22 protein-coding genes and 1 tRNA gene are annotated in these 20,459 nt (G+C 50.3%); 20 read left to right on the forward strand and 3 right to left on the reverse strand.

The window, feature by feature from the left end:
- Positions 1 to 112 precede the first annotated feature (112 nt).
- From rplM to erpA, 5 genes are all read left to right on the forward strand, one after another.
- Positions 113 to 541, forward strand: coding sequence for a 50S ribosomal protein L13 (rplM, locus tag AC2UZI_RS12320; RefSeq protein ID WP_486944174.1), 429 nt, complete (start codon positions 113 to 115; stop codon positions 539 to 541).
- Positions 542 to 550: 9 nt separating this feature from the next.
- Entirely contained in the window at positions 551 to 943 is a 393-nt protein-coding gene (gene rpsI, locus AC2UZI_RS12325; protein WP_486944175.1) for a 30S ribosomal protein S9, read from the forward strand.
- 165 nt (positions 944 to 1,108) lie between these two features.
- Positions 1,109 to 2,173: an N-acetyl-gamma-glutamyl-phosphate reductase gene (gene argC, locus AC2UZI_RS12330; RefSeq protein WP_486944176.1), complete on the forward strand. Its 1,065-nt coding sequence runs from the start codon at positions 1,109 to 1,111 to the stop codon at positions 2,171 to 2,173.
- A 57-nt stretch (positions 2,174 to 2,230) separates the two neighbouring features.
- On the forward strand, positions 2,231 to 2,974 hold the full coding sequence (locus tag AC2UZI_RS12335; RefSeq protein ID WP_486944177.1) for a DUF6776 family protein: 744 nt from the start codon (positions 2,231 to 2,233) through the stop codon (positions 2,972 to 2,974).
- A gap of 59 nt (positions 2,975 to 3,033) precedes the next feature.
- A complete protein-coding gene (gene erpA / locus AC2UZI_RS12340) occupies positions 3,034 to 3,402 on the forward strand; it encodes an iron-sulfur cluster insertion protein ErpA (RefSeq protein ID WP_486944178.1) in 369 nt (122 codons plus the stop codon).
- Here erpA and AC2UZI_RS12345 read toward each other — a convergent pair.
- Positions 3,399 to 4,499 carry an anhydro-N-acetylmuramic acid kinase gene (locus tag AC2UZI_RS12345; RefSeq protein ID WP_486944179.1) on the reverse strand — a complete coding sequence of 367 codons (1,101 nt, stop codon included), beginning with the start codon at positions 4,497 to 4,499 and terminating at the stop codon, positions 3,399 to 3,401. The two genes, erpA and AC2UZI_RS12345, sit on opposite strands and share 4 nt — an antisense overlap.
- A 46-nt stretch (positions 4,500 to 4,545) precedes the next feature.
- The gene (locus AC2UZI_RS12350) at positions 4,546 to 5,916 is read right to left on the reverse strand and encodes a peptidoglycan DD-metalloendopeptidase family protein (RefSeq protein ID WP_486944180.1); all 1,371 of its coding nucleotides are present in this window, start codon (positions 5,914 to 5,916) and stop codon (positions 4,546 to 4,548) included.
- Positions 5,917 to 6,169: 253 nt separating this feature from the next.
- Between AC2UZI_RS12350 and tyrS the strand changes: the two genes are divergently transcribed.
- From tyrS to AC2UZI_RS12425, 15 genes are all read left to right on the forward strand, one after another.
- Positions 6,170 to 7,396, forward strand: a complete 1,227-nt coding sequence (gene tyrS / locus AC2UZI_RS12355) for a tyrosine--tRNA ligase (protein ID WP_486944181.1) — start codon at positions 6,170 to 6,172, stop codon at positions 7,394 to 7,396.
- A 14-nt stretch (positions 7,397 to 7,410) separates the two neighbouring features.
- Positions 7,411 to 8,046, forward strand: a complete 636-nt coding sequence (locus tag AC2UZI_RS12360) for a YbhB/YbcL family Raf kinase inhibitor-like protein (RefSeq protein ID WP_486944182.1) — start codon at positions 7,411 to 7,413, stop codon at positions 8,044 to 8,046.
- 164 nt (positions 8,047 to 8,210) lie between these two features.
- A complete protein-coding gene (gene glyA / locus AC2UZI_RS12365; protein WP_486944183.1) occupies positions 8,211 to 9,455 on the forward strand; it encodes a serine hydroxymethyltransferase in 1,245 nt (414 codons plus the stop codon).
- Positions 9,456 to 9,497: 42 nt separating this feature from the next.
- Positions 9,498 to 9,968 (forward strand): transcriptional regulator NrdR, encoded by a 471-nt coding sequence (gene nrdR, locus AC2UZI_RS12370; RefSeq protein WP_486944184.1) that lies wholly within the window; start codon positions 9,498 to 9,500, stop codon positions 9,966 to 9,968.
- 12 nt (positions 9,969 to 9,980) lie between these two features.
- Positions 9,981 to 11,132, forward strand: a complete 1,152-nt coding sequence (ribD, locus tag AC2UZI_RS12375) for a bifunctional diaminohydroxyphosphoribosylaminopyrimidine deaminase/5-amino-6-(5-phosphoribosylamino)uracil reductase RibD (protein ID WP_486944185.1) — start codon at positions 9,981 to 9,983, stop codon at positions 11,130 to 11,132.
- A gap of 39 nt (positions 11,133 to 11,171) precedes the next feature.
- Positions 11,172 to 11,798, forward strand: coding sequence for a riboflavin synthase (locus tag AC2UZI_RS12380; RefSeq protein ID WP_486944186.1), 627 nt, complete (start codon positions 11,172 to 11,174; stop codon positions 11,796 to 11,798).
- An 85-nt stretch (positions 11,799 to 11,883) separates the two neighbouring features.
- Positions 11,884 to 11,974 (forward strand) — tRNA-Ser (locus AC2UZI_RS12385).
- A 124-nt stretch (positions 11,975 to 12,098) separates the two neighbouring features.
- Positions 12,099 to 13,316, forward strand: a complete 1,218-nt coding sequence (locus tag AC2UZI_RS12390; RefSeq protein ID WP_486944187.1) for a tyrosine-type recombinase/integrase — start codon at positions 12,099 to 12,101, stop codon at positions 13,314 to 13,316.
- Positions 13,313 to 13,843 carry a hypothetical protein gene (locus tag AC2UZI_RS12395; protein ID WP_486944188.1) on the forward strand — a complete coding sequence of 177 codons (531 nt, stop codon included), beginning with the start codon at positions 13,313 to 13,315 and terminating at the stop codon, positions 13,841 to 13,843. The genes AC2UZI_RS12390 and AC2UZI_RS12395 overlap by 4 nt, the downstream gene beginning before the upstream one ends.
- Positions 13,844 to 13,915: 72 nt before the next feature.
- Positions 13,916 to 14,125: a helix-turn-helix domain-containing protein gene (locus AC2UZI_RS12400; protein WP_486944189.1), complete on the forward strand. Its 210-nt coding sequence runs from the start codon at positions 13,916 to 13,918 to the stop codon at positions 14,123 to 14,125.
- Entirely contained in the window at positions 14,122 to 14,712 is a 591-nt protein-coding gene (locus AC2UZI_RS12405) for a hypothetical protein (RefSeq protein ID WP_486944190.1), read from the forward strand. Before AC2UZI_RS12400 ends, AC2UZI_RS12405 begins: the two co-directional genes overlap by 4 nt.
- Complete coding sequence (locus tag AC2UZI_RS12410; RefSeq protein ID WP_486944191.1) at positions 14,702 to 15,709, forward strand: PriCT-2 domain-containing protein; 1,008 nt, start codon at positions 14,702 to 14,704, stop codon at positions 15,707 to 15,709. The genes AC2UZI_RS12405 and AC2UZI_RS12410 overlap by 11 nt, the downstream gene beginning before the upstream one ends.
- Entirely contained in the window at positions 15,660 to 17,045 is a 1,386-nt protein-coding gene (locus tag AC2UZI_RS12415) for a phage/plasmid primase, P4 family (RefSeq protein WP_486944192.1), read from the forward strand. The genes AC2UZI_RS12410 and AC2UZI_RS12415 overlap by 50 nt, the downstream gene beginning before the upstream one ends.
- The gene (locus AC2UZI_RS12420) at positions 17,035 to 17,700 is read left to right on the forward strand and encodes a hypothetical protein (RefSeq protein WP_486944193.1); all 666 of its coding nucleotides are present in this window, start codon (positions 17,035 to 17,037) and stop codon (positions 17,698 to 17,700) included. Before AC2UZI_RS12415 ends, AC2UZI_RS12420 begins: the two co-directional genes overlap by 11 nt.
- A 181-nt stretch (positions 17,701 to 17,881) precedes the next feature.
- A complete protein-coding gene (locus AC2UZI_RS12425) occupies positions 17,882 to 18,250 on the forward strand; it encodes a hypothetical protein (RefSeq protein ID WP_486944194.1) in 369 nt (122 codons plus the stop codon).
- Between the two features lie 454 nt (positions 18,251 to 18,704).
- Here the strand turns inward: AC2UZI_RS12425 and AC2UZI_RS12430 are convergent, their stop codons facing one another.
- Entirely contained in the window at positions 18,705 to 20,399 is a 1,695-nt protein-coding gene (locus tag AC2UZI_RS12430; protein ID WP_486944195.1) for a hypothetical protein, read from the reverse strand.
- Positions 20,400 to 20,459: the final 60 nt, after the last annotated feature.

Consider the following 20,459-nt stretch of genomic DNA (forward strand, 5'->3'; position numbering starts at 1 on the left):
ACAAGGGCACACAGACTGCACGGGCGATTCATAACGTCTTGGCAATTATGGTTAAAGCAACCCAGCCGTACATCATTGTGATGTAGGCGTTTTTATATTATTAGGAACCATCATGAAGACCTTTGTGGCCAAGCCGCATGAAGTCCGGCGTGAGTGGTTTGTGATCGATGCCAAGGACAAAGTCCTGGGTCGTGTGGCCAGCGAAGTCGCACGTCGCCTACGTGGCAAGCACAAACCTGAATTTACTCCGCACGTGGATACCGGCGATTACATTATCATCATCAATGCAGCTGATATTCGCGTTACGGGTAATAAAACCCAAGACAAAATTTACTACCGTCATACTGGTTATGTAGGTGGTATTCGCGAAATCAACTTCGAGCGCATGCAAGAGCGCTTCCCCGGTCGTGCTATCGAGAAAGCCGTTAAGGGCATGCTGCCTAAGGGCCCACTGGGTTATGCCATGGCCAAGAAACTTAAGGTTTATGCTGGCGCCGAGCACCCTCACTCAGCACAGCAGCCCAAACCGCTGGAAATCTAAGGACAGGTCATGATCGGTAATTGGAATTACGGCACCGGACGACGCAAATCGTCAGTTGCTCGCGTATTTATCAAAAAAGGTACAGGCGCTATCGTTGTTAACGGTAAGCCTGTAGATGAGTATTTTGCTCGTGAAACGGGTCGCATGATTGTGCGTCAACCGCTTGCCCTGACAGAACACCTAGAGTCATTTGATATCAAGGTTAATGTACACGGTGGTGGTGAAAGCGGACAGGCTGGTGCGGTTCGTCACGGTATTACACGTGCGTTGATCGACTTCGACGAAACACTTAAAACAGCATTGAAACAAGCTGGTTTAGTGACTCGCGATGCTCGTAGCGTTGAACGTAAAAAAGTGGGTTTCCACAAAGCACGTCGTCGCAAACAGTTCAGCAAGCGCTAATACTGTTGGGGTGGCGCTGGTCGCCATTCATCGACAACAAAACCCCGGCCTTGCCGGGGTTTTGTTGTATGGGCCTAAGCTTGCGTTGAAAATATCCCTCTTTACGCTTAGCCCGTTTTTATTTATTGCATAATAGGTGCATGCTTGCACAAATGGGGATTCACTATGGCTACAACGGTTTCAGATCCAATCAACATTGGTATTGTGGGTGCTACAGGTTACACGGGGGTAGAGTTACTACGTCTTTTGGCGCAACACCCGAATGCAAATATCGTCGCAGTAACGTCTCGCCAAGAAAGTGGTCTACCAGTGGCAGATATGTTTCCCAATCTGCGCGGGCATATCAATATCAGTTTTCAATCGCCCGACGAAGCGAAGCTTGAGGAGTGTGATGTGGTGTTTTTTGCTACGCCACATGGCGTGGCCATGAGCGAAACCAAAAACTTACTCAAGCACGGCGTTAAAATTATTGATTTGGCGGCTGATTTCCGACTGCAAGACACGCAGGTATTTCAGCAGTGGTACAAAATGCCTCATGCTTGCCCCGATGTTCTGAAAGAGTCCGTATATGGTTTGGTCGAGGTAAATCGCGAGCGAATTCGTGATGCCAAAGTAGTGGGCAATCCGGGTTGTTATCCTGTTACGGTTATCACGGGCTTATTGCCTCTTATCGAGAATGGGCAAAAGCTCATCGATACGAATCATATTATCGCTGACTGTAAATCCGGTGTTTCAGGGGCGGGCCGTACAGCAGCGCAGGCTATCTTGTTCTCCGAAACCAGCGATAGTTTCCGTGCCTACAATGTGGGTGGGCATCGTCATTTACCTGAAATTAAAGAGCAGTTAAAAGCGTTGCATGGCGACGAGGTAGGCTTGACCTTTGTGCCGCATCTCGTGCCGATGGTGCGCGGTATGTTTGCCACGATCTACGCGCGCATACAGCCCGAGGCCTTAGAGGCTGATTTTCAAGCGTTATTCGAGAAGCGCTACGCAAACGAACGCTTTATTGACGTTTTGCCAGCAGGTGTTTTGCCGGAAACGCGTTCGGTACGAGCAACGAATAATGTGCGTATTGCGGTGCAGCGTCCGGGCAACGGCGATCAGCTCGTTATTTTAGTGGTACAAGATAATCTGGTGAAAGGCGCGGCGGGGCAGGCGGTACAAAACATGAATTTAATGTTTGGCTTGGCTGAGCATACGGGATTAGAGCACGTAGCCATCGTCCCGTAATGTTGTGTTAATACCCTTGGGTCGGGAACTGATTCCCTTAGCTACGGTCTTTAAGCTATGACGAAACATTCCTCCGACTCTTCCGCAACCAACGCCAGCCCCTCTGTGTGGCGTGGCATGGGTGCGTTGCTGGCATTTATCATCGGGGCGGGCGTAGGTGCAATACTAGTGTGGTTGTTTACCACCACATCTACCCCTATGCCCGAGTATCCGCATGAAGAAATTCAAAAATTAAACGAGCGTATCGTTGTTGAGCAAGCAGAAAGTGATACTCTGAGAGGTCAGCTTGTTATCGAGCAAAGCACGATCAAAGGCTTAGAGTCCAGTCTGCAGCAGGGGCAAAAAGAAATTGGCCGTCTGCAAGAGCAGCTCGCTTTTTATCAAAAGCTACTGCCACCGGGTCCGCAAGGCGCCATAAGTATTAGGGCTTTCGATGTGGAAGTCGTGGGTCATCTGTTACGCTATCGGTTATTGTTACAGCGAAACGCAGCGGGTGATAAGCCATTTGAGGGTACGCTTAGCTTTACGGCTAAAGGTATTCAAGACGGTAAGGCGGTCACGCTCACCTTGCGCGCCGCTAAAGAATTATCCGAGCAGGCAAATGCCATCGACCCAACGCTGTTAGAGGAAGATGGTGCTGCCGCAGGAGATAGTAGTTTCGAGCTGAGCTTTGACCAGTTCAACCGTAGCGGGGGCTGGTTAGCGATCCCCGATAACGTTATTCCACAGTCACTCACGGTTCATATTTACGAAGGTACTACATTGCGTGCCTCACGTGATATCGACATTACGATGCCCTAGGCGACAAGTGATTGTGAAAAGCTTAAAATAGTTGCAGTGTTCCACTGTTGGAGTATCTTATGAGCACATTAACCGAATCTGTAGATCTACAAGCGCCTCCTGCCCCGTTACTTTTTAGTGATGCAGCAGTCGAGAAAGTGCGTGATTTATTGTTAGAAGAAGGTAATCCTGATTTGAAACTGCGTGTATTCGTCCAAGGTGGCGGTTGCTCGGGGTTTCAGTACGGTTTTACCTTTGATGATGTCGTTAACGACGATGACACCACTATTGATAAAAGCGGGGTTCACTTATTGGTAGACCCAATGAGCTTTCAGTATTTGGTGGGCGCAGAAATCGACTATAAAGACGATTTAGACGGCGCGCAGTTTGTTATTCGCAACCCTAACGCGAGCACAACATGTGGTTGCGGTTCGTCGTTTACGATTTAAGCCGGATAGCAAGCGCCTAACAGCGACGCATGACGCGCTCCCGTTACTTCCGGAGCGCTCGCTTTAATTTTGTTTTTATGGGCATAGGCCAGCCAGGCAAAGGCGAGGGCCTCAACCTCTTGAGGAGGTATGCCCACCGCTTGCGTGCTTTGTACGGGTATGTTTAAGCTGTCTTCCAGCTTCTGCAGCAAGGTCGTATTCAAAGCACCTCCCCCACAAACTAACACTTCTGATGCTTCGGCTGCGTAGCGCTTAATGGCGTCACTGGTGCTGTGTATCGTCAGAGCCATCAGGGTCGCTTGCACGTCTTGTGCGGCGGCGTGCTGTGCGTGTTGTTCAAGTTGTTCGTGTAACCACACCGCGTTAAAAAGATCGCGTCCTGTTGATTTGGGCGGGGGTAACGTAAACCAAGGCTCATTTAGCATGCCAGCTAATAAGTTAGGTAGGATTTTACCGCCTTTTGCCCAATCACCATTGGCATCGTAATGCAGCCCTAGGTGTTGTTGAGCCCAGTAATCCATCAGCATGTTAGCGGGCCCTGTATCAAAGCCTACTAAGGGCTTATTAGGACTTAAGATGCTGATGTTGGCAATACCCCCTAGGTTTAGAATGACCCGCTCGTGTGCCACCTGAAATAGGCCTTGGTGCACCACAGGTACTAATGGGGCGCCTTGGCCTCCGGCGGCAATGTCACGACTTCTAAAATCAGCGATGACATCAATTTGGCTAAGCTCAGCAAGTAGCGCTGGCGAATTCAGTTGAACGCTATAACCTAATTCGGGGCGGTGCCGAACGGTTTGGCCATGGGCGCCAATGGCTTGAATGTTTTGAGGCTCTAGTTGGTGTTGTGCAAGAAGACGTTGGCAGGTCTGCGCATAAAGTACGGCCAGCTCGTTGGCCGCCAAGTAAGCGAGCTCTAGTTCGTTCTCGCTAGCTTGATTTAACCTTAGCAGCTGTTCGCGTAGATCGTCGGGTATGGAAAGGGAAACCGAGCCTAAGACTTCAGGTTGATGTGAGGAACTAAAGTCGGCAAGTACAGCGTCAACGCCGTCCATGCTGGTTCCAGACATTAATCCTATGTACAAATTTTGATTCATAGCGACGAATAAAAACGCCGTGCAAGCACGGCGTTTTATTATTTATTTATTGAGCAGCCGCCAATAGAGCACTGTCTTGATAGCCTTTAAGTAAGGCAAGTTGCGTTTTATACTTGCTCACCTCGACGTTAAGGGCTTTTTGCTGAGTCGGCTCTAGCGTTCGAGCAACGGGTAGGTCCACAGACAGTGGATCAATGGGCTTGCCGGCAACTCTGAACTCGTAGTGCAAATGAGGTCCAGTGGCCCATCCTGTGGAACCCACGTAGCCAATTAACTGGCCTTGCTCTACGCGGTCTCCTTTGCGTAAGCCTTTAGCGAAGCGGCTTTGGTGAGCGTACAGGGTGGTGTAGCTACCGTGATGCTTCAGAACGATGGTTTTACCGTACCCACGCTGATTACCAATGGACTCAACAACGCCGTCAGCAGTGGCGTGAATGGGTGTGCCTGTGGGCGCGGCGTAATCCACACCATTGTGGCTGCGCCAATTGCCATGTATAGGGTGACGTCGCCCGCCAAAGGTAGAGCTAATGCGTGTGAACTTTAAGGCGGTGCGTAAAAAAGCACCTTGCAAACTTTGACCGTCAAAATCGTAATAGCTACCTTTACCGCTATCGTCAGTAAACCATAAGGCTTCGTGTACTGTGCCTTGATTTTCAAACTCTAAAGCCAGTAGTCGGCCTGAACCCACTTGCTGTCCGTCTTGACTGTAAGTCTCGTAAACCACCCGCAAGCGATCTCCTTTGCGTAGGTCGCGCAAGAAATCCACTTTACTGCTTAGGACCTCGGGGATTTGCATAGCAATGCCGTCGGGTATTCCGGCGCCATCGGTAGCGCCAAATAACGAAGAGCTGATAACGGCTTCAGCCATTTGTATATGGGGCGCCGCGGCGACGTAATCTTCGGTGGCGACGTAAGAGCCTTCGCCATTAGGACGAACCTCAAGCCAACGAGAGACAGGTCTGCCATTTTCGGTGGCCGAGGGAGTGTGGTGATAGCGTAGCCACTGCAACTGATTGTTATCGTCTAATGCCGCTTGGATAGCTCGACCTGGGTACAGTTTGTAAATGGATCGGGCATCTTCATGATGCGTTAAAAACTGTTGTAACCCCTCGGCTCGAATGTCTAAACGTTGCAATAGGGCGGCCAAGGTGTCACCGCGACGAATACGAGTCTCGCTGATGAAGGGCTCGGAAAAGCTATTGCTTAGACTATCGAAAGAGTGGGGAAGATCGAGCGTGGTGCGCGCTTGGAAAATAACTGGTTCGTTGCTAGGGGCGGGAGGCTTGACCGCGACTGCTGCGGCACCTGCAAATAAACCGAGAGCCACAAAAAGTAGGCCTTTTTGTACGAGGCGAGTTGCTCTGCTAGTGGTACGCTGGGGGGTGGCTGAGGCGCCGGTAGACCCTTTATTAAGCATGTAACCAAAACCTAGGTGTGCGTTTTTATCAGAAAAATTGCGTAACGGGCAAGGCCCGAGGCAACGCGGAGCTTTAAAACTGAAAACGGAATGACCCTACACTTCACTGAGGTGTATGGCGTCATTCTGTTAAAATTGAAAGATTGAACTCAACTTGCTGCAGGTAACGTGCAAATTAGTCAATCGCACGTTATCCTAGCGCATTCAGCGCGATTAATCGAGTATTTTAAAGCAATAGTTTTTTAGGTCAATCATGTCTAGCACCGAAGTCTCCATCCCATCTGAAGTTCAGGCAGCATTAGATATCGTCAAACGTGGTTGCGACGAACTTATCGTCGAGGCGGAGTTTGTGAAAAAGCTGGCTCGTAGCCAGTCTACTGGTACGCCGCTGCGTATTAAATTAGGGCTAGATCCAACAGCACCTGATATACATCTGGGCCATACGGTGGTGCTCAATAAGATGCGTCAACTTCAAGATTTGGGTCATACCGTAATCTTTTTGATTGGCGACTTTACATCGACTATTGGTGACCCAAGTGGGCGCAATAGTACTCGCCCACCGCTGACGCCCGAACAGGTGAAAGCGAATGCTGAAACGTATTATCAACAAGCCAGTTTAGTGCTTGATCCAGAAAGAACGGAAGTTCGTTATAACTCCGAGTGGTGTGATCAACTTGGCGCTCGAGGCATTATTCAATTGGCTTCGCGCTATACCGTTGCTCGTATGATGGAGCGCGACGACTTTACCAAACGCTTTGCTTCTCATACGCCGATATCCGTACATGAATTTCTTTACCCGCTTTTACAGGGCTACGATTCGGTTCAGTTAAAAGCCGACCTAGAGCTAGGGGGTACGGATCAGAAATTTAACGTGTTGGTAGGTCGTGAGTTACAGAAAGAGTACGGACAAGAGCAACAGTGCGTGTTAACCATGCCGCTATTGGTGGGTTTGGATGGCGTTGAGAAAATGTCTAAATCCAAGAATAACTACATTGGAATCACAGAGGCGCCAGACTCTATGTTTGGTAAGTTGATGTCCATTTCTGATAGCTTGATGTGGGATTACTACGAGCTACTCTCCTTCAAGTCTATCGCGCAGATTCAAGATTATCGTGATAGCGTTACCCAAGGTGCCAATCCACGTGATATTAAGGTGGCGTTAGCGCAAGAGATTATTACTCGCTTCCACTCGGAAAACGACGCCGAGCAAGCGTTACGTAATTTTGAAGCGCGTTTTCGTCACGGCGAGATTCCGGAGAACATGCCTGAGGTGAGCATTGCTGAAGCTCCTATCGGTATTGTTAAGTTATTACGCGAAGCCGGTCTGGTTTCATCGGGCAGTGAAGCCCACCGTAATATCGAACAAGGCGGCGTTCGACTAGACGGTAACCGTATTGAGGACAAGGCTCTGCAAGTACAATCAGGTACCTACGTTTTGCAAGTGGGCAAACGTCGTTTTGCCCGAGTCACTATTCATTGATATCGGAGCTGATCATGCAACTTCGCAGCGACTCTTTTCAGAATGCTAGCCCTCTACCCGAGCGTCTTGCTTTTGGACGTATCGATGACGTTAAGCATGTGGCGCTAGCCGAAAACCGTAACCCCCATTTGCATTGGTCAGGGGCGCCAGAAGGCACACGTTCTTTTGTTGTGATGTGTGTGGATCTCGATGCCCCCACGAGTTTTGATGATGTGAATCAACCCGGGCGTGAGATCTCTGTCTCGGTGCCTCGTGGCGATTTTTATCATTGGGTGCTTATTGATTTGCCTGCCGAGACAACCGCAATACAAGAAGGGGCTTATTCCAGCGGGATTACGCCTAAAGGTAAAGCGGGGCCCTTGGCTCTTGATGATACCCGGCAGGGGCTTAATGACTTCAGCTCGTTTTTTGCCCAAGACCACGACATGAATGGCGATTACTTCGGCTACGATGGGCCATGTCCACCTTGGAACGATGCCTTAATTCATCGCTACTATTTTACGGTTTACGCCTTAGATATTGATGAGGTGCCGTTGCAAGGTCGCTTTACTGGCCCGCAACTTAACGAGGCAATTAGGCCCCATGTGTTGGCTCAAGCCAGTGTCTACGGAACCTATACGCTTAATCCCAAGTGCGTCGAAGCCCTGTAGTATGAATAAACTTCATCTTAGCGTGTTAGGCACTTCACTCAACTGTAGGATTTACGTTTTTCGACGCATTAAATAGCGTTACGCCTTTCTTTATGTCACGTTTGTTGTGCTTAAGCGCTAGAATGCGTACTTATCTTTGCTTCTTTATTTAGTTAGGATCTCTCATGTTTGACCGTTCACGTACGCTGAATATTGCTGACCCAGACCTTTGGGATGCAATCCAAAAAGAAGATATACGCCAAGAGCAACATATCGAACTTATCGCTTCAGAAAACTATGCCAGCCCTGCCGTCATGCAAGCGCAAGGTACCCAGCTGACTAATAAGTATGCTGAAGGCTATCCAGGGCGACGCTACTATGGCGGTTGCGAACACGTAGATGTGGTCGAGCAGTTAGCAATTGATCGCTTGAAGAAGCTCTTTGGTGCAGAAGCCGCTAACGTACAGCCCAACTCAGGCTCTCAGGCCAACCAAGGGGTATACATGGCTGTGCTAAAGCCGGGCGATACTGTGCTTGGTATGAGTTTGGCCGAGGGTGGTCACTTAACTCACGGCTCGCCGGTTAATGCTTCAGGTAAGCTTTATAATTTTATTTCCTATGGTTTGGATGCCAACGAAGTGCTGGATTACGATCAGCTTGAGGCCCTTGCTAAAGAGCATAAGCCTAAGCTAATTGTAGGTGGGGCCTCTGCCTATTCCTTGCATATCGATTTCGAGCGTATGGCTCGTATTGCACACGAAAACGGCGCCTTGTTTATGGTTGATATTGCACACTACGCGGGTCTTGTCGCAGGTGGTGCTTATCCTAACCCCGTCCCGCATGCTGATTTTGTCACCTCAACGACCCATAAATCATTGCGCGGCCCACGTGGCGGCGTCATTATGATGAAAGCCGAGCACGAGAAAGCCATTAACTCTGCTATTTTCCCCGGTATTCAGGGCGGTCCACTTATGCACGTGATTGCTGCGAAAGCAGTGGCGTTCAAAGAGGCCCTAGAACCAAGTTTTAGTGACTATGCTCAGCAAGTGGTTAAAAATGCTGACGTCTTAGCGCGCACTTTGGTTAAGCGTGGTTTGCGTATTGTTTCAGGTAAAACAGAAAGCCACGTGATGCTGGTGGATCTGCGCTCTAAAGGCATTACCGGTAAAGAGGCCGAGCGTGTGTTGGGCGAAGCGCATATTACGGTTAACAAAAACGCGATCCCTAACGATCCCGAGTCGCCGTTTGTCACAAGCGGCATACGTTTAGGTTCGCCCGCCATGACCACCCGCGGTTTTAAAGAAGCCGAAGCCGAGCTTACTGCGAATTTGATCGCAGACGTGCTTGATAACCCAACTGATACGGCTAATATCGAAGAAGTGCGCCGTCGTGTTAACGAGTTAACCGCACGTTTGCCTGTTTATCGCTAAGCCGTAGTACCCAATGGCCCCCAACGGGGCCTATTTAACTTAATGAAATGTCCGTTCTGTAGTAATGAAGACACCCAAGTTATAGACTCCAGAGTCTTAGAAGAAGGTGATGCGATTCGGCGTCGCAGGCGCTGTGTAGCCTGTGATCGTCGTTTTACGACCTATGAGCGGGCAGATCTATTGATGCCCACCGTTGTGAAGCGCAATGCAAGCCGTATGGAGTTCGACGTTTCTCGGCTTCGGGCAAGCCTAGATCTAGCGTTGCGTAAACGATCAGTGGCCAGTGCTGATGTGGACGCGGCGGTTACCCGCATTACCGAGCGCTTACTGGTAAGCGGTGGTCGAGAGATCACCACCGAACGCATTGGTGAGTTGGTCATGGATGAGCTAAAGAAGCTTGATCAGGTGGCTTATGTTAGATTTGCTTCCGTCTATAAAAGCTTTAATGACATCCGAGAGTTCGTTCAGGCCATTGATGAGATGCAAGACTCGCCGGCCAAGTCTAAAAAGTAGCGCTGAGCATACATGATGACGACAGAACAACAAGATCAAAAGTGGATGCAGGCGGCGTTGAGCATGGCACAAAGTGTGCTGTATTTAACATCACCTAATCCTCGGGTGGGTTGTGTAATCGTAGAAAATGATCAGTTAGTCGGAGCAGGGGCTACGCAGCGTGTCGGAGGGCCTCATGCTGAAATCGTTGCGCTTCAGCAAGCGAAGCACAATGGCGCCGATCTTAGTCAATGTACGGTCTACGTCACGCTAGAACCCTGCAGTCATTATGGCAAGACGCCTCCTTGCGTCGATGCCTTGTTGCAAGCACAGCCTAATCGAGTCGTAGTCGCTTTAGTTGATCCCAATCCGCTTGTGGCCGGTAAAGGTATTAAGGCTTTACGTGCAGCGGGTATTCAAGTGGATGTGGGGTTATGCGCAACTGAATCGCTTACGTTAAATCCGGGCTTTGTTTCTCGGATGCTCAATCAGCAACCTTTTATGTGGTTAAAGCTGGCTGCCTCGGTTGATGGGCGTAGCGCCTTAACAAACGGACAATCGCAGTGGATTACTAGCGCCGCGGCTCGCGCCGATGGGCATCATTGGCGTGCTCGCTCGTGTATGGTCTTAAGTGGTATCGGTACAGTGACGGATGACAATCCGTTGTTGAATGTACGTGGTATCGATACGGTACGTCAGCCGCTACGCGCTGTTGTTGATTCGACGTTTAAAATTAGCCCTGAAGCGGCGATTTTTAATGGGGATCCGGTGTGGATATTCACCACGGCACGCAAACCCGAGAAAACGGCACAATTGGCGGATTTGAATGCCAGAGTGATAATACTAGGTGCTACTCCGCAAGGGCAGGTGGATCTACGTGATTTACTGCTTTTTTTACGTGAACAAGCCATTAACGAGATTCATGTCGAGGCTGGGGCCACGCTTAGCGGGGCCCTATTAACGCAACGTTGTGTGGACCAACTACTGCTGTATTTAGCGCCGATGTTGATTGGCTCAGGAATGCCTGTAGCCCAATTGCCTGCACTTGAACGTTTGGCGGATGCTCAGCGATTTGAGTTTAGCGACATGTGCAAAATTGGCCCCGATGTACGCCTCTTATTGCAAGAGCCCTCTCGCTGGGAAGCATTACAACAGGCCGTAAAAGCGACCTCGCTTCATGTGTAGAGCGTTGGCGTTACAGGTGTTTTTTTAGGTAAAGAAATTATGTTTACAGGTATTGTTAGCGCCGTCGGGCGTATCGAGCGCATTACGCCACTTGACGCTCAGAATGCAGAAGCTGGCCTGCGCTTATATGTACAAGCTGGCGGGCTGCCGTTAACGCAGACGAAGTTGGGTGACTCTATCGCGATGCAAGGCGCTTGCATGACCGTTGTTGAGCTGTACGACGACGCTTTTAGCGTAGACATTTCGCGAGAAAGCCTAAACCGTACGGCAGGTTTAGACGATATTGCCGAGGTGAATTTAGAGCACTCGCTGCGCTTAGGCGACAGTTTAGACGGGCACATGGTGCTAGGGCACGTGGACGGTGTGGCCACCGTTAGTCGTTTGGAGCCAGTGGGTGAATCCTGGTTGCTGTCTATTACCATTGACCGGGCCTTTGCTAAGTATTTTGCGTACAAGGGGTCAGTTACGGTCAATGGCGTCAGCCTGACGGTGAACGAGGTAATGGATCATGTTGATAGCTGTGAGTTCAGCATCAATTTGATTCCTCATACGGTAGAAGTGACCACATTAAAGCATCTGCAAGTGGGAAGCCGCGTTAACATCGAGGTCGACGCTATCGCCCGCTATGTAGAGCGTATGTTAAGCGTTAGCCAGACTAAATCGTAGTTTTTGTAAAAGCCGACGCTTAATTTGCCTTTTAATTAGCTTTGCTGTTATGATAGCGGACTTGGCGCTTTATTGCGCCAATTTAGGACAGGTGGCCGAGCGGTTGAAGGCGCACGCCTGGAAAGCGTGTATACGTTCATAGCGTATCGAGGGTTCGAATCCCTCTCTGTCCGCCAATTACCTTTGATTCGCATTAGAACTAAAAACGAAAAGCCTCATAGGCTCTAGACAAAGTGAATCAGGAGGCATACTATTTCAACCATTGTGAATCAGTACAGCGCAAAATTCACGGGTTGAAAAATGGTTGAAAAACTTACCTCATTACAGATAAGGTCCCTAGCCCAAGGTGGTAAGGTTGGTGCTTACGCCGTTGGCGGTGCTGCTGGCTTGTACTTGCGCATTGCTCCGAAAGGAGCTGTGTCGTGGACGCTGCGCACGACGATTAATGGCAAGCGCGTTGAGCGCGGACTAGGGGGCTACCCTGCTGTAGCGCTGGGCGAAGCTCGTCAGAAGGCTGCAGAGATGCGTGATCGTGCGCGAGCGGGGATAGACACCAAGGTTGAACGAGAGGTCCGGCAGGCGGCAGCTGTCGCTGCGGCACGAGAGGCGCGGAATGTACGCTCTTTCGCTCAGGCTGCCGAGGCTTGCGTCGCAGCAAACGAAGCGCGTTGGCGCAATGCCAAGCATGCGCAGCAATGGCGTAACACACTGACCCAATATGCTTATCCTATTCTCGGTGAAATGCCTTGTGGTGAGATCGGCCATGCTCAGATCGTCGCTGTTCTCGATCCCCTTTGGCACGTCAAACAAGAAACGGCCCGTAGGTTACGTGGTCGCATCGAAACTGTGCTGGATTATGCCGAGGCGCACGGCTGGAGGCCCGACGGTCTGCGCAATCCCGCTGCACCAAATGCAAAACTTAAGGCGGCATTACCGCCGATGCCAAAGCGTCAGGGCGTAGCGGGCAGGCGTGGGCACCATGCTGCCATGCGATGGAGTGAAGTCCCGTCGTTTATGGTCTTATTGGGAAAGCGTGAAGGCATATCGGCTCAGGCACTGGCTTTCACGATTCTTACCGCAGGGCGGTCGGGCGAGGTCAGAGGTATGGTTTGGGGCGAAGTTGAGGGCAACCTGTGGACTGTTCCTGCCTCTAGGATGAAGTCCGGCCGAGTGCACCGAGTTCCATTGAGCCTGCAAGCGCGCGCTATTGTCGATGCGTTGAGACCAGAAACTCCCGACGGGGATGCGTTCGTGTTTCCATCGCCACGAAAAGGCGGGGTGCTAAGTGATATGGCGTTGACGAAGCTGCTGCGTGATATGGGTTCAGGTGTTACTGCGCATGGGTTTAGATCGTCATTCCGCGACTGGTGTGCAGACAACGGGCGCGATAGGGCCTTAGCCGAAGCGTCTTTAGCCCATGCTCTTGGTAGCGCTGTTGAGGCTGCATATCAGCGCAGTGATATGCTATCTCGTCGCGCTGAGTTGATGCAGGCATGGGCCAGGTTTGTACTGCCATGAGGGAAGACGACTATCGCTTGTTAGTATCGGCCGTGGAGGTATTCACCAAAGATGAAGGCAACTATTTTCCCGACGCTCGGAAGCTTGCTATCCGCCTGGCTCGCTTCCTAAAGGGAGCCTTGCACGCAAAGGATGCGCGCACACGGGCATGTAACGCCGAACATACTCAGAATGTTATTAAGGGCATCGCTACCAGAGTCACGCCAGCGCATGTGACACTGCGCACAAATCTCATCCAAACCTCCTTTATGCGGGGCTTGAACGACTTGGCTTTAACGCTGGGCGGTAGGCGTGGGGAAATGCCTCCAGACATGTACTTTTACCTGCTTGACGTTGTACAGCAAACTAAAACTGAGTTGGCATCGCGCATTGGCAGGCCTCGAACAGTGCTGCATCAGTGGCTGTATGGTTTTTTACAGCGGACTCCTAATTTGACACGACAGGATGTCATTAGGGCGTTTGTTGAGTGTGGGTTTGATCTTGAGCTGGCTACGCGTTACGCGGATAGATTGTTGCAAAAATCGTAGGGGTTTTGTCCTTATTGTAGTGATGTGTTGTAAGCCACTATGGCTTCACTTCAACTTTGAGTGAGCCATACCATGACAAGCACAGAACTACTCCAAGACGATACGCCATTGACGAAACGGGAAGCTTGTGCAGTGCTGCGTATTTCCACTGCAACACTCGATAGACACGTTCGCGCTGGCCTTTTGCTACGAGTGAAGATAGGCCGCCTATCGCGTTATCCTGTTAAATCAGTAAGGGCTCTGGCACAAGGTGCTGGAACCTCGATGGGGGGGCAGGTATGAACACTTGGCGCATAAACCCCATGCTGGCATTTAAGGGACGTGTATTGCTTCCTACACTGGGGAGTGATTCTAAAGGTCAAGGGGTCGCTCCTCAGCCTGTTTTTGAAAATATCCACGACGCGGCTCTATACGGTGCGGCAGTGACTTTCCTTTGCGTGAAGCTGGGTATCTCATTGAACGCTGTAGGTGTCGATTGCCATGGCTGTGACCGATACGTTGTATCGTTTGATATCCGCCTTGATCATGAGGGTTGCTACTTACTCTCGTGCTTCACGCCATCCATCATCTTTGAGGGTTGTGCGGGTGAATGCGACGACATGCTTAGCCAGATGGTAGATCAGCTTGGGGCCAGCTTTGATATTTGCTCAACCCCGCGCAGATTGCTGAGACGTTGGTTCTACGAGGTGGGTGGTGTTGAAGCCCTAACAGCCTGTGCCGGCAGGCTCAGACATCTTGCGGGTGAGCGATGGGTTACATCTCGCTGGAATGTGACATCACCAGAGTACATGCGTTTCTTTCCTAGAGTTACACCACTAACTATAGAGGAATTGGGTAGGGCGCTGGCGGAGGCAGATCATGACCGCTAAGAACATCTTGTTCTCCCTGGGCTGGGGGGCGAAAACTATAAAGGTGATACCTTGTCAGGCTGAGGATTTTGCCGATCTCGCAGACATGATTGTTATGGGCGATACTGACATGCTGCCCGACGGCCTTCCACCGCTGCCCGTGAGCAACGATGGAAAATTGAAACTACCCTGGTTTGCAGCGCCGTTCAAAGACAATAAGCGCAGTGGTCAAAATGCGCTGCCTTGGCCTGTTTTGGTGCTGGATATAGATCGCTGTATGCCGGATGCCGTGGAGCCTCTTTTGGTTTTCTTGCGGAGCCTGGCACCTGTGTTTGGGTATTCCACGTCAAGTTATACCGCTGATGCACCTAGGTTTCGGGTGTTGCTTTCCCTGGACCGCGTAGTTAAGTCCACAGAGGCGCAGCACCTTGCTAGGGTGGTACAGCATCAGTTGGAAGGTATCGGGCTGGGCAATCAAGTTGAGATTGATCCTGCACAGCAGCGTTCGGGGCAGATTGCCTTTTTACCATGTCGGGGACGTATCGTAATCGCTTTGAAGAACGCCGATATGCCAGCGTTATGTGTAGATGAGTGGCTGTCTGTGAAGATTGATGCTCCGGCTGTTGGAGATAGTCCGGCTGATTTGCGGCCGGAGCGGTTGGAAACAAGCAGTGCGGTTGAAGAGGTGCGGTCTGCGTTATCAACGATAAGTGCAGACTGCTTATATGATCGGTGGTTATCTGTATTACTGTCGTTGCGTAGTACTGGCTGGGAGGCTGCGAAAGGCCTAGCTCGCGATTGGAGTGCTAGTGCCCCTCATCGCTACAATCAAAGCGAGTTCGCAAAGGTATGGGCAGATGGCCGTGAGCGTATCGGTGGCACAAAACGCACTCTGAGCACAGTGTTCCAGTACGCAAAGGAAAATGGTTGGAAACCTGTAAGGCTCCCTTTGGGCAACGATCAGCAGAATGCCACTGCCTTCTTGGCGGAGTACCCTATTATGGTCTCCTCAGCGTAATGCATGGATGTCGTGGGACGGACGGCAATGGCGAGGAGACCCTGACGGTGTTGCGATCCGCGCCAACTTCGCATCTTTCGCCTCCTCATGTTTGGCTGAGGCCGAAGCAGCGATTCGTGCTGCGCCAGATTCCAAGCTGTTGGCCAAGCTCCGTATTACTGCTAAGTCGCTAGGAATGAAGACCAGACGTGATGCCGCGTTGATATTTATTCGAGAAGCTGTCGTGGTGCCTGGGGAGATCAATAGTGCCAGAGTAGCGGATACACCTTTTGATCAAAATGGCATGCTGTTGGGCACTCCTGGTGGCACGGTAAGTATCAGTGCCGACAGCTGGGAACTGAGGGCCTCTACAGAGGATGACATGATCACCAAGACTACATCCGTTACCCCTAAGCGGTGTTCACCGACGTTGTGGCTGCAGACGCTTGAGCGTGCGTTCGATGGTGATGCTGATAAGTTGCACTGGTTTCATGTATGGGTTGGCGCTTGCTGTATTGGAAAGCCCCAGACTGAAATAGCAGTATTGGTTGGCGCAGGGCGCGATGGTAAAAGTTTGATTGCACGTGTGCTAACGGCTGTGTTCCACGACTATGCGGGAGATGTATCACCTGCTGCTCTTTGCGTCAGTCGTTTTGGTGGTGGTGATGGCCCTCAGGCTTCGCTGTTTAAGGCTATCGGTATGCGGTACGTTACCGTTCAAGAAACGGGCAGTTTGCACCATCTTGATGCAGAGATGGTGAAACGCATCACGGGAGGTGATCCAATGAGCGTTCGAACGCTTTTCTCCAGGCCGGTGACGGCTCAGATGGTGTGTGGCCTGTTGATGTACGGTAACAGCTTACCTGCTGTTGCAGGCCAGCAGCAGGACTCGTTGCAGCGAAGACTGTATGCCGTTAGATTCCCTAAAAGCGTTTCGGAAAAAGAGGATGATGCAGCACTCTACGACAAGCTTGTCGCGGAAGGTCCCACTATCCTTGCATGGGCACTTGATGGTGCTGTTATGTATGAGCAACAGCACAGAGGCAAATCCATGCCTTCGTGTTCTGACATTGAAGAGACAACGAGAGGTTGGCTTAGTACTGTAGACCCGACAGAAGCATGGCTGCGTGACTGTACGCGTCCGGCTCGGCCCAGCGAGGCTGGCTCCACGCCTACCGAGCTACTGGATAGTTGTCGAGCCTATCGTCGCATGCTTGACGATCAATCGCGAGTCACAGCACAAGCCCTAGGCCGTTGGTTGGCAGGTAAAGGAGTGGCACAGTCAAACAGCCGCGCCAATGGTCGCCGCTATCCAGTCATGTTAATTGATCAGGGAGATTTAGCGCATGACTTCTGATTTGCGAGATATATTGGCATTTATCGACGGGTACGGTTGTTGCGCGATCCGTTCGTGTGACGAGCATGGGCTATATGGACATATTAAAGCCGATGTCATTTGGTTGCACTATAAACATGGTGCTTGGCGGTGGACGCCGCTACGTGATGCCGGCTGGTGGGTAGGTCGCTGGCTTGCTAATATCCCTCCTGACTTTGATCGTAGTCGTCGCTGCCAGACGCCTACCTTTATCGGCTTGGTTTCTGTCGCTTTGGAGGTGCCGTGGAGGCTTATCGCGGAGGACCTTAATTCCCCGAGCTTGTGCGGTCTGTCAGGCTCACAGGATGTACCGTGGCGGTTTGATCGAGTTTTCGCTCTAAGCCACGCTCGGGGGTACAGTGCCAGTTCGAAGCGCTGGCCCCCAGTTGAAGTGGCGTTGGACTGGTTCCGCGAAAGGCTTTATGTCGGGGGTGATGGGCCTGGCGTGTCCCCTGCCGATGCTGCCCAGGCACTAGTGGCTTACTTTCACCTCCGTGGCTATCGCACCCAAGTGCCATGGGTACAAAACAACTTGCTTCCGTGGCTCCTTCCGCATCGGGGTGGGCAGAAGAATTATGCGATTAGCCTACGCCCACAAGATGGAAGTGGGACATGTGTAGGACGGATGGACAGTTAGATGGTTCTGTTCCTCATAAAAGTCTGTGTTTCTTAAGTTCATTCAGACTTTGGTTTTATATCTGTCCTATCTGTCATGAATCAATGCGATACCCGTATTTATAAGGCTTTTAGTCGGGACGGATAGCATACTGAATCTGCTTTTTATTGTCCCATCTATTAAAAATTTGTGTGGATTAAGCATGCCAAAAATCAATCTTTATTGGCTACAGTACAAAATTGCCGAAGCAAAGCTGTCCTTAGTGTGGCGGGAATGTGTGTTTTATGATTTGTTAGCGGTTCGCTGTCATAGTGATAATGGTGCACATGTCGAGGATGTTTTGGCTAAAGGTCTCGCCATTTACCAGCGTCTGCAAGTTCTCCCTTGGTCCGAGCAACGCCGTGCTCTCGACCTAGCCTCTGATGCATCACGTTGGCCGTCCCCGTTGCCTTATTACGCCGCACTATCGAAGGCGATTAGCTTAGTGACGATGCCTGAGGCAAAGCTGGCAAGCGCTCTAGGAAAGGTGTTGCGAAGCCGTCGTGGTAGTTATACGCAGGGTCGCAGGTAGCGATGTAAACATCGTTAGTTGGGCAGGCTGAGGCCTCAAGCCGCCATGTTCGCTATTGCTCTGAGCAATAGCGTTCTAGGTAGGGGGCAGAAGCAGAAAAATAAACACTCATAGATTTTATCCACTCCCTGGCCTCTAGCAAGGGTAGAGGGGTAGACATTAGCCAGCCGTTTCACCCTCGAAAACGGGAGTAGGCTCAGTCTATCTAATGCTTCCTGTGTGTTCTGTACTGTAAGTATTCCCGTTCCCACTCTTAGGGTGATCTTCCATGTGTGTGTTTGCCATTTCGTAGGAATCTCGAACACAAGCCGTTCGAACTTGCTCGGCATCTATTTGGTTGTCCTGACGAGCAATGTAGATGCCAAGTGCAAGCCATGCCTTGAGACTCAGTCCAAAAAGTTCAACAGTTGTAGGGAAGAGGCTTAGCCATTGTATTGAAGTGGTTGTTAATATATTAGTTCCATCCCATACAAGAGGTGAATGCCGCATGTCCGAGTGCAGTAGGCATTGGAAATTGTGGCGTTGAGTACACTTGATCAACGATGAGCGACGCAGATGAGTTTGGAGGGAATGCCGATTTAGAAGTAAGTAAGGTCTTTCCTGCAACTTTCCAGGAAGCTATTTCATAAGCAATCACAGCTGTTGTGGCACATTGAGCTCCCCGCATCCTTTCCTCTGTATTAAGAGGTAGAGGAGCTGGCTCCGAAACCATGCCAGGCTCCCAGCCTACACATCGCGAGAAGAATGCTCCACCGGAATGGGACGGAGTTCTCCCCAAGAAAAGAGGGTCGTTATAAGCTCGTGGAAGGACTGCTCCTACAATGGCTTGTTTTATCCCTCCTAAGCTTTTGTCATTCTTGATTGCTGATTTGGCCGCTTGCAATGTTGGAAATTTATTTTTGACCATATGAGTGATATGCATCAAGTTGGCCATATTGGAGCATGCGGCGAGACCTTCTAATTTGTGAGGGCTTTTAATTATATTTAAGGATTGCTCAAGCTCTTTGTAAAAGGTGTCCATACTAGGTTTGGGCTGAACTATGTCGTTCATGTTGTTTTCGTGAATAGGAACTGTATGAATATGAACGAATGCATCATTTTTTATTTTATAGAAATGTGCTCCATACACTCCCTTTTCGTCAATCAAGCCGGCTAGGACTATGAGTCGACTATTTTGTCGGTAGATGACCTTGTCTCCTGCGCCCTCCCAGCAGCAAATGGTTCCGGGTAGTGGTGATACTGTTCCTGTCCGTGCATTGGTTGCTACCCCCATCAAACAGCCCGTTCCACAGCCCCAAGTGGTTAAGACGTACTCGCCCGCAAAATTTACTGGTAGTTGCTCGGTATGCTTTATGCGCGTTTTGAATGCCTTGTCAAACTCAGAAACAAGAGCGACCGGCGCATGCGGACGTGAACCTGTATAAGTAGTAAATACTGGATACTCAGTGAATTTTGGGACATTGGACCTTGGCAGAGGACTAACAGGAGTAGGGGGCGTTTCAACTAAGCGCTGATTTTGATTGTTTACTAAGTAGATAGTTGGGGCAGACAGTGTTTGCTTTACCTGAGGCGTATGTTGGATTGGCTGATTTTGGATGAAATTATGAAAGAATAGCGCAACGATGGCGATGACACAAAGCGCGACGATGGCAGTAAGCCAACGCGCTGTCGCGTTCGAAAAAACACTGCCCTTTTCATTAGGAGTAGATACTGGATTATTTCCCAGCAAAGTTTCAGTTTCAGGAGTAGATATAGCGTTATCTTCCGGCATAGTTTCAATTATGTGATTCAAAATCACGTATTCGTCTTGCCAATTTGGAAACGCATCGGACACTTCTGACAGAAACTTGAATAATGCATGTTCTCCAGAAAAATCAGGCACTGAGGCTGTTGCTGTCTCCTCCATACATAAGAGCGGCATAGAGAGCAGTAAGTAAGCTTCTTTGGCAAGAGAGCTCCTCAACTTCCACGTAAGATGGGTGACCTTCTCAGCTCGAGCGGTATTGGATCTATTGCGAAATTTTTGGGTAGCTATAAGCAGCTTTTGTGCAATAGAAAACGACTTTGGAGCTATGTTCTTTAAGTGGGCAGCTTTTTGATAGTCCGTCTGCCTACCTCCTCCTCGAGGGTGAATTCTGATTTCATTCATTTAATGCCTTTTATTAATCAAATCTGCAAGGCTGAGGCTCTATGCTCATTTCAGCACTTA

It is taken from the genome of Paenalcaligenes sp. DL 463, assembly GCF_057475185.1.

What these genes read in the sequence shown, in the direction of transcription:
- AC2UZI_RS12415 (WP_486944192.1), top strand. Translation starts at nt 15,660, where the DNA reads ATGCCACTGCCTTCTTGGCGGAGTACCCTATTATGGTCTCCTCAGCGT.
- rpsI (WP_486944175.1), top strand. Translation starts at nt 551, where the DNA reads ATGATCGGTAATTGGAATTACGGCACCGGACGACGCAAATCGTCAGTT.
- argC (WP_486944176.1), top strand. Translation starts at nt 1,109, where the DNA reads ATGGCTACAACGGTTTCAGATCCAATCAACATTGGTATTGTGGGTGCT.
- AC2UZI_RS12405 (WP_486944190.1), top strand. Translation starts at nt 14,122, where the DNA reads ATGAACACTTGGCGCATAAACCCCATGCTGGCATTTAAGGGACGTGTA.
- AC2UZI_RS12390 (WP_486944187.1), top strand. Translation starts at nt 12,099, where the DNA reads ATGGTTGAAAAACTTACCTCATTACAGATAAGGTCCCTAGCCCAAGGT.
- AC2UZI_RS12335 (WP_486944177.1), top strand. Translation starts at nt 2,231, where the DNA reads ATGACGAAACATTCCTCCGACTCTTCCGCAACCAACGCCAGCCCCTCT.
- AC2UZI_RS12360 (WP_486944182.1), top strand. Translation starts at nt 7,411, where the DNA reads ATGCAACTTCGCAGCGACTCTTTTCAGAATGCTAGCCCTCTACCCGAG.
- rplM (WP_486944174.1), top strand. Translation starts at nt 113, where the DNA reads ATGAAGACCTTTGTGGCCAAGCCGCATGAAGTCCGGCGTGAGTGGTTT.
- AC2UZI_RS12425 (WP_486944194.1), top strand. Translation starts at nt 17,882, where the DNA reads ATGCCAAAAATCAATCTTTATTGGCTACAGTACAAAATTGCCGAAGCA.
- AC2UZI_RS12430 (WP_486944195.1), bottom strand. Translation starts at nt 20,399, where the DNA reads ATGAATGAAATCAGAATTCACCCTCGAGGAGGAGGTAGGCAGACGGAC.
- erpA (WP_486944178.1), top strand. Translation starts at nt 3,034, where the DNA reads ATGAGCACATTAACCGAATCTGTAGATCTACAAGCGCCTCCTGCCCCG.
- nrdR (WP_486944184.1), top strand. Translation starts at nt 9,498, where the DNA reads ATGAAATGTCCGTTCTGTAGTAATGAAGACACCCAAGTTATAGACTCC.
- AC2UZI_RS12420 (WP_486944193.1), top strand. Translation starts at nt 17,035, where the DNA reads ATGACTTCTGATTTGCGAGATATATTGGCATTTATCGACGGGTACGGT.
- AC2UZI_RS12345 (WP_486944179.1), bottom strand. Translation starts at nt 4,499, where the DNA reads ATGAATCAAAATTTGTACATAGGATTAATGTCTGGAACCAGCATGGAC.
- glyA (WP_486944183.1), top strand. Translation starts at nt 8,211, where the DNA reads ATGTTTGACCGTTCACGTACGCTGAATATTGCTGACCCAGACCTTTGG.
- AC2UZI_RS12395 (WP_486944188.1), top strand. Translation starts at nt 13,313, where the DNA reads ATGAGGGAAGACGACTATCGCTTGTTAGTATCGGCCGTGGAGGTATTC.
- AC2UZI_RS12410 (WP_486944191.1), top strand. Translation starts at nt 14,702, where the DNA reads ATGACCGCTAAGAACATCTTGTTCTCCCTGGGCTGGGGGGCGAAAACT.
- AC2UZI_RS12400 (WP_486944189.1), top strand. Translation starts at nt 13,916, where the DNA reads ATGACAAGCACAGAACTACTCCAAGACGATACGCCATTGACGAAACGG.
- ribD (WP_486944185.1), top strand. Translation starts at nt 9,981, where the DNA reads ATGATGACGACAGAACAACAAGATCAAAAGTGGATGCAGGCGGCGTTG.
- AC2UZI_RS12380 (WP_486944186.1), top strand. Translation starts at nt 11,172, where the DNA reads ATGTTTACAGGTATTGTTAGCGCCGTCGGGCGTATCGAGCGCATTACG.
- tyrS (WP_486944181.1), top strand. Translation starts at nt 6,170, where the DNA reads ATGTCTAGCACCGAAGTCTCCATCCCATCTGAAGTTCAGGCAGCATTA.
- AC2UZI_RS12350 (WP_486944180.1), bottom strand. Translation starts at nt 5,916, where the DNA reads ATGCTTAATAAAGGGTCTACCGGCGCCTCAGCCACCCCCCAGCGTACC.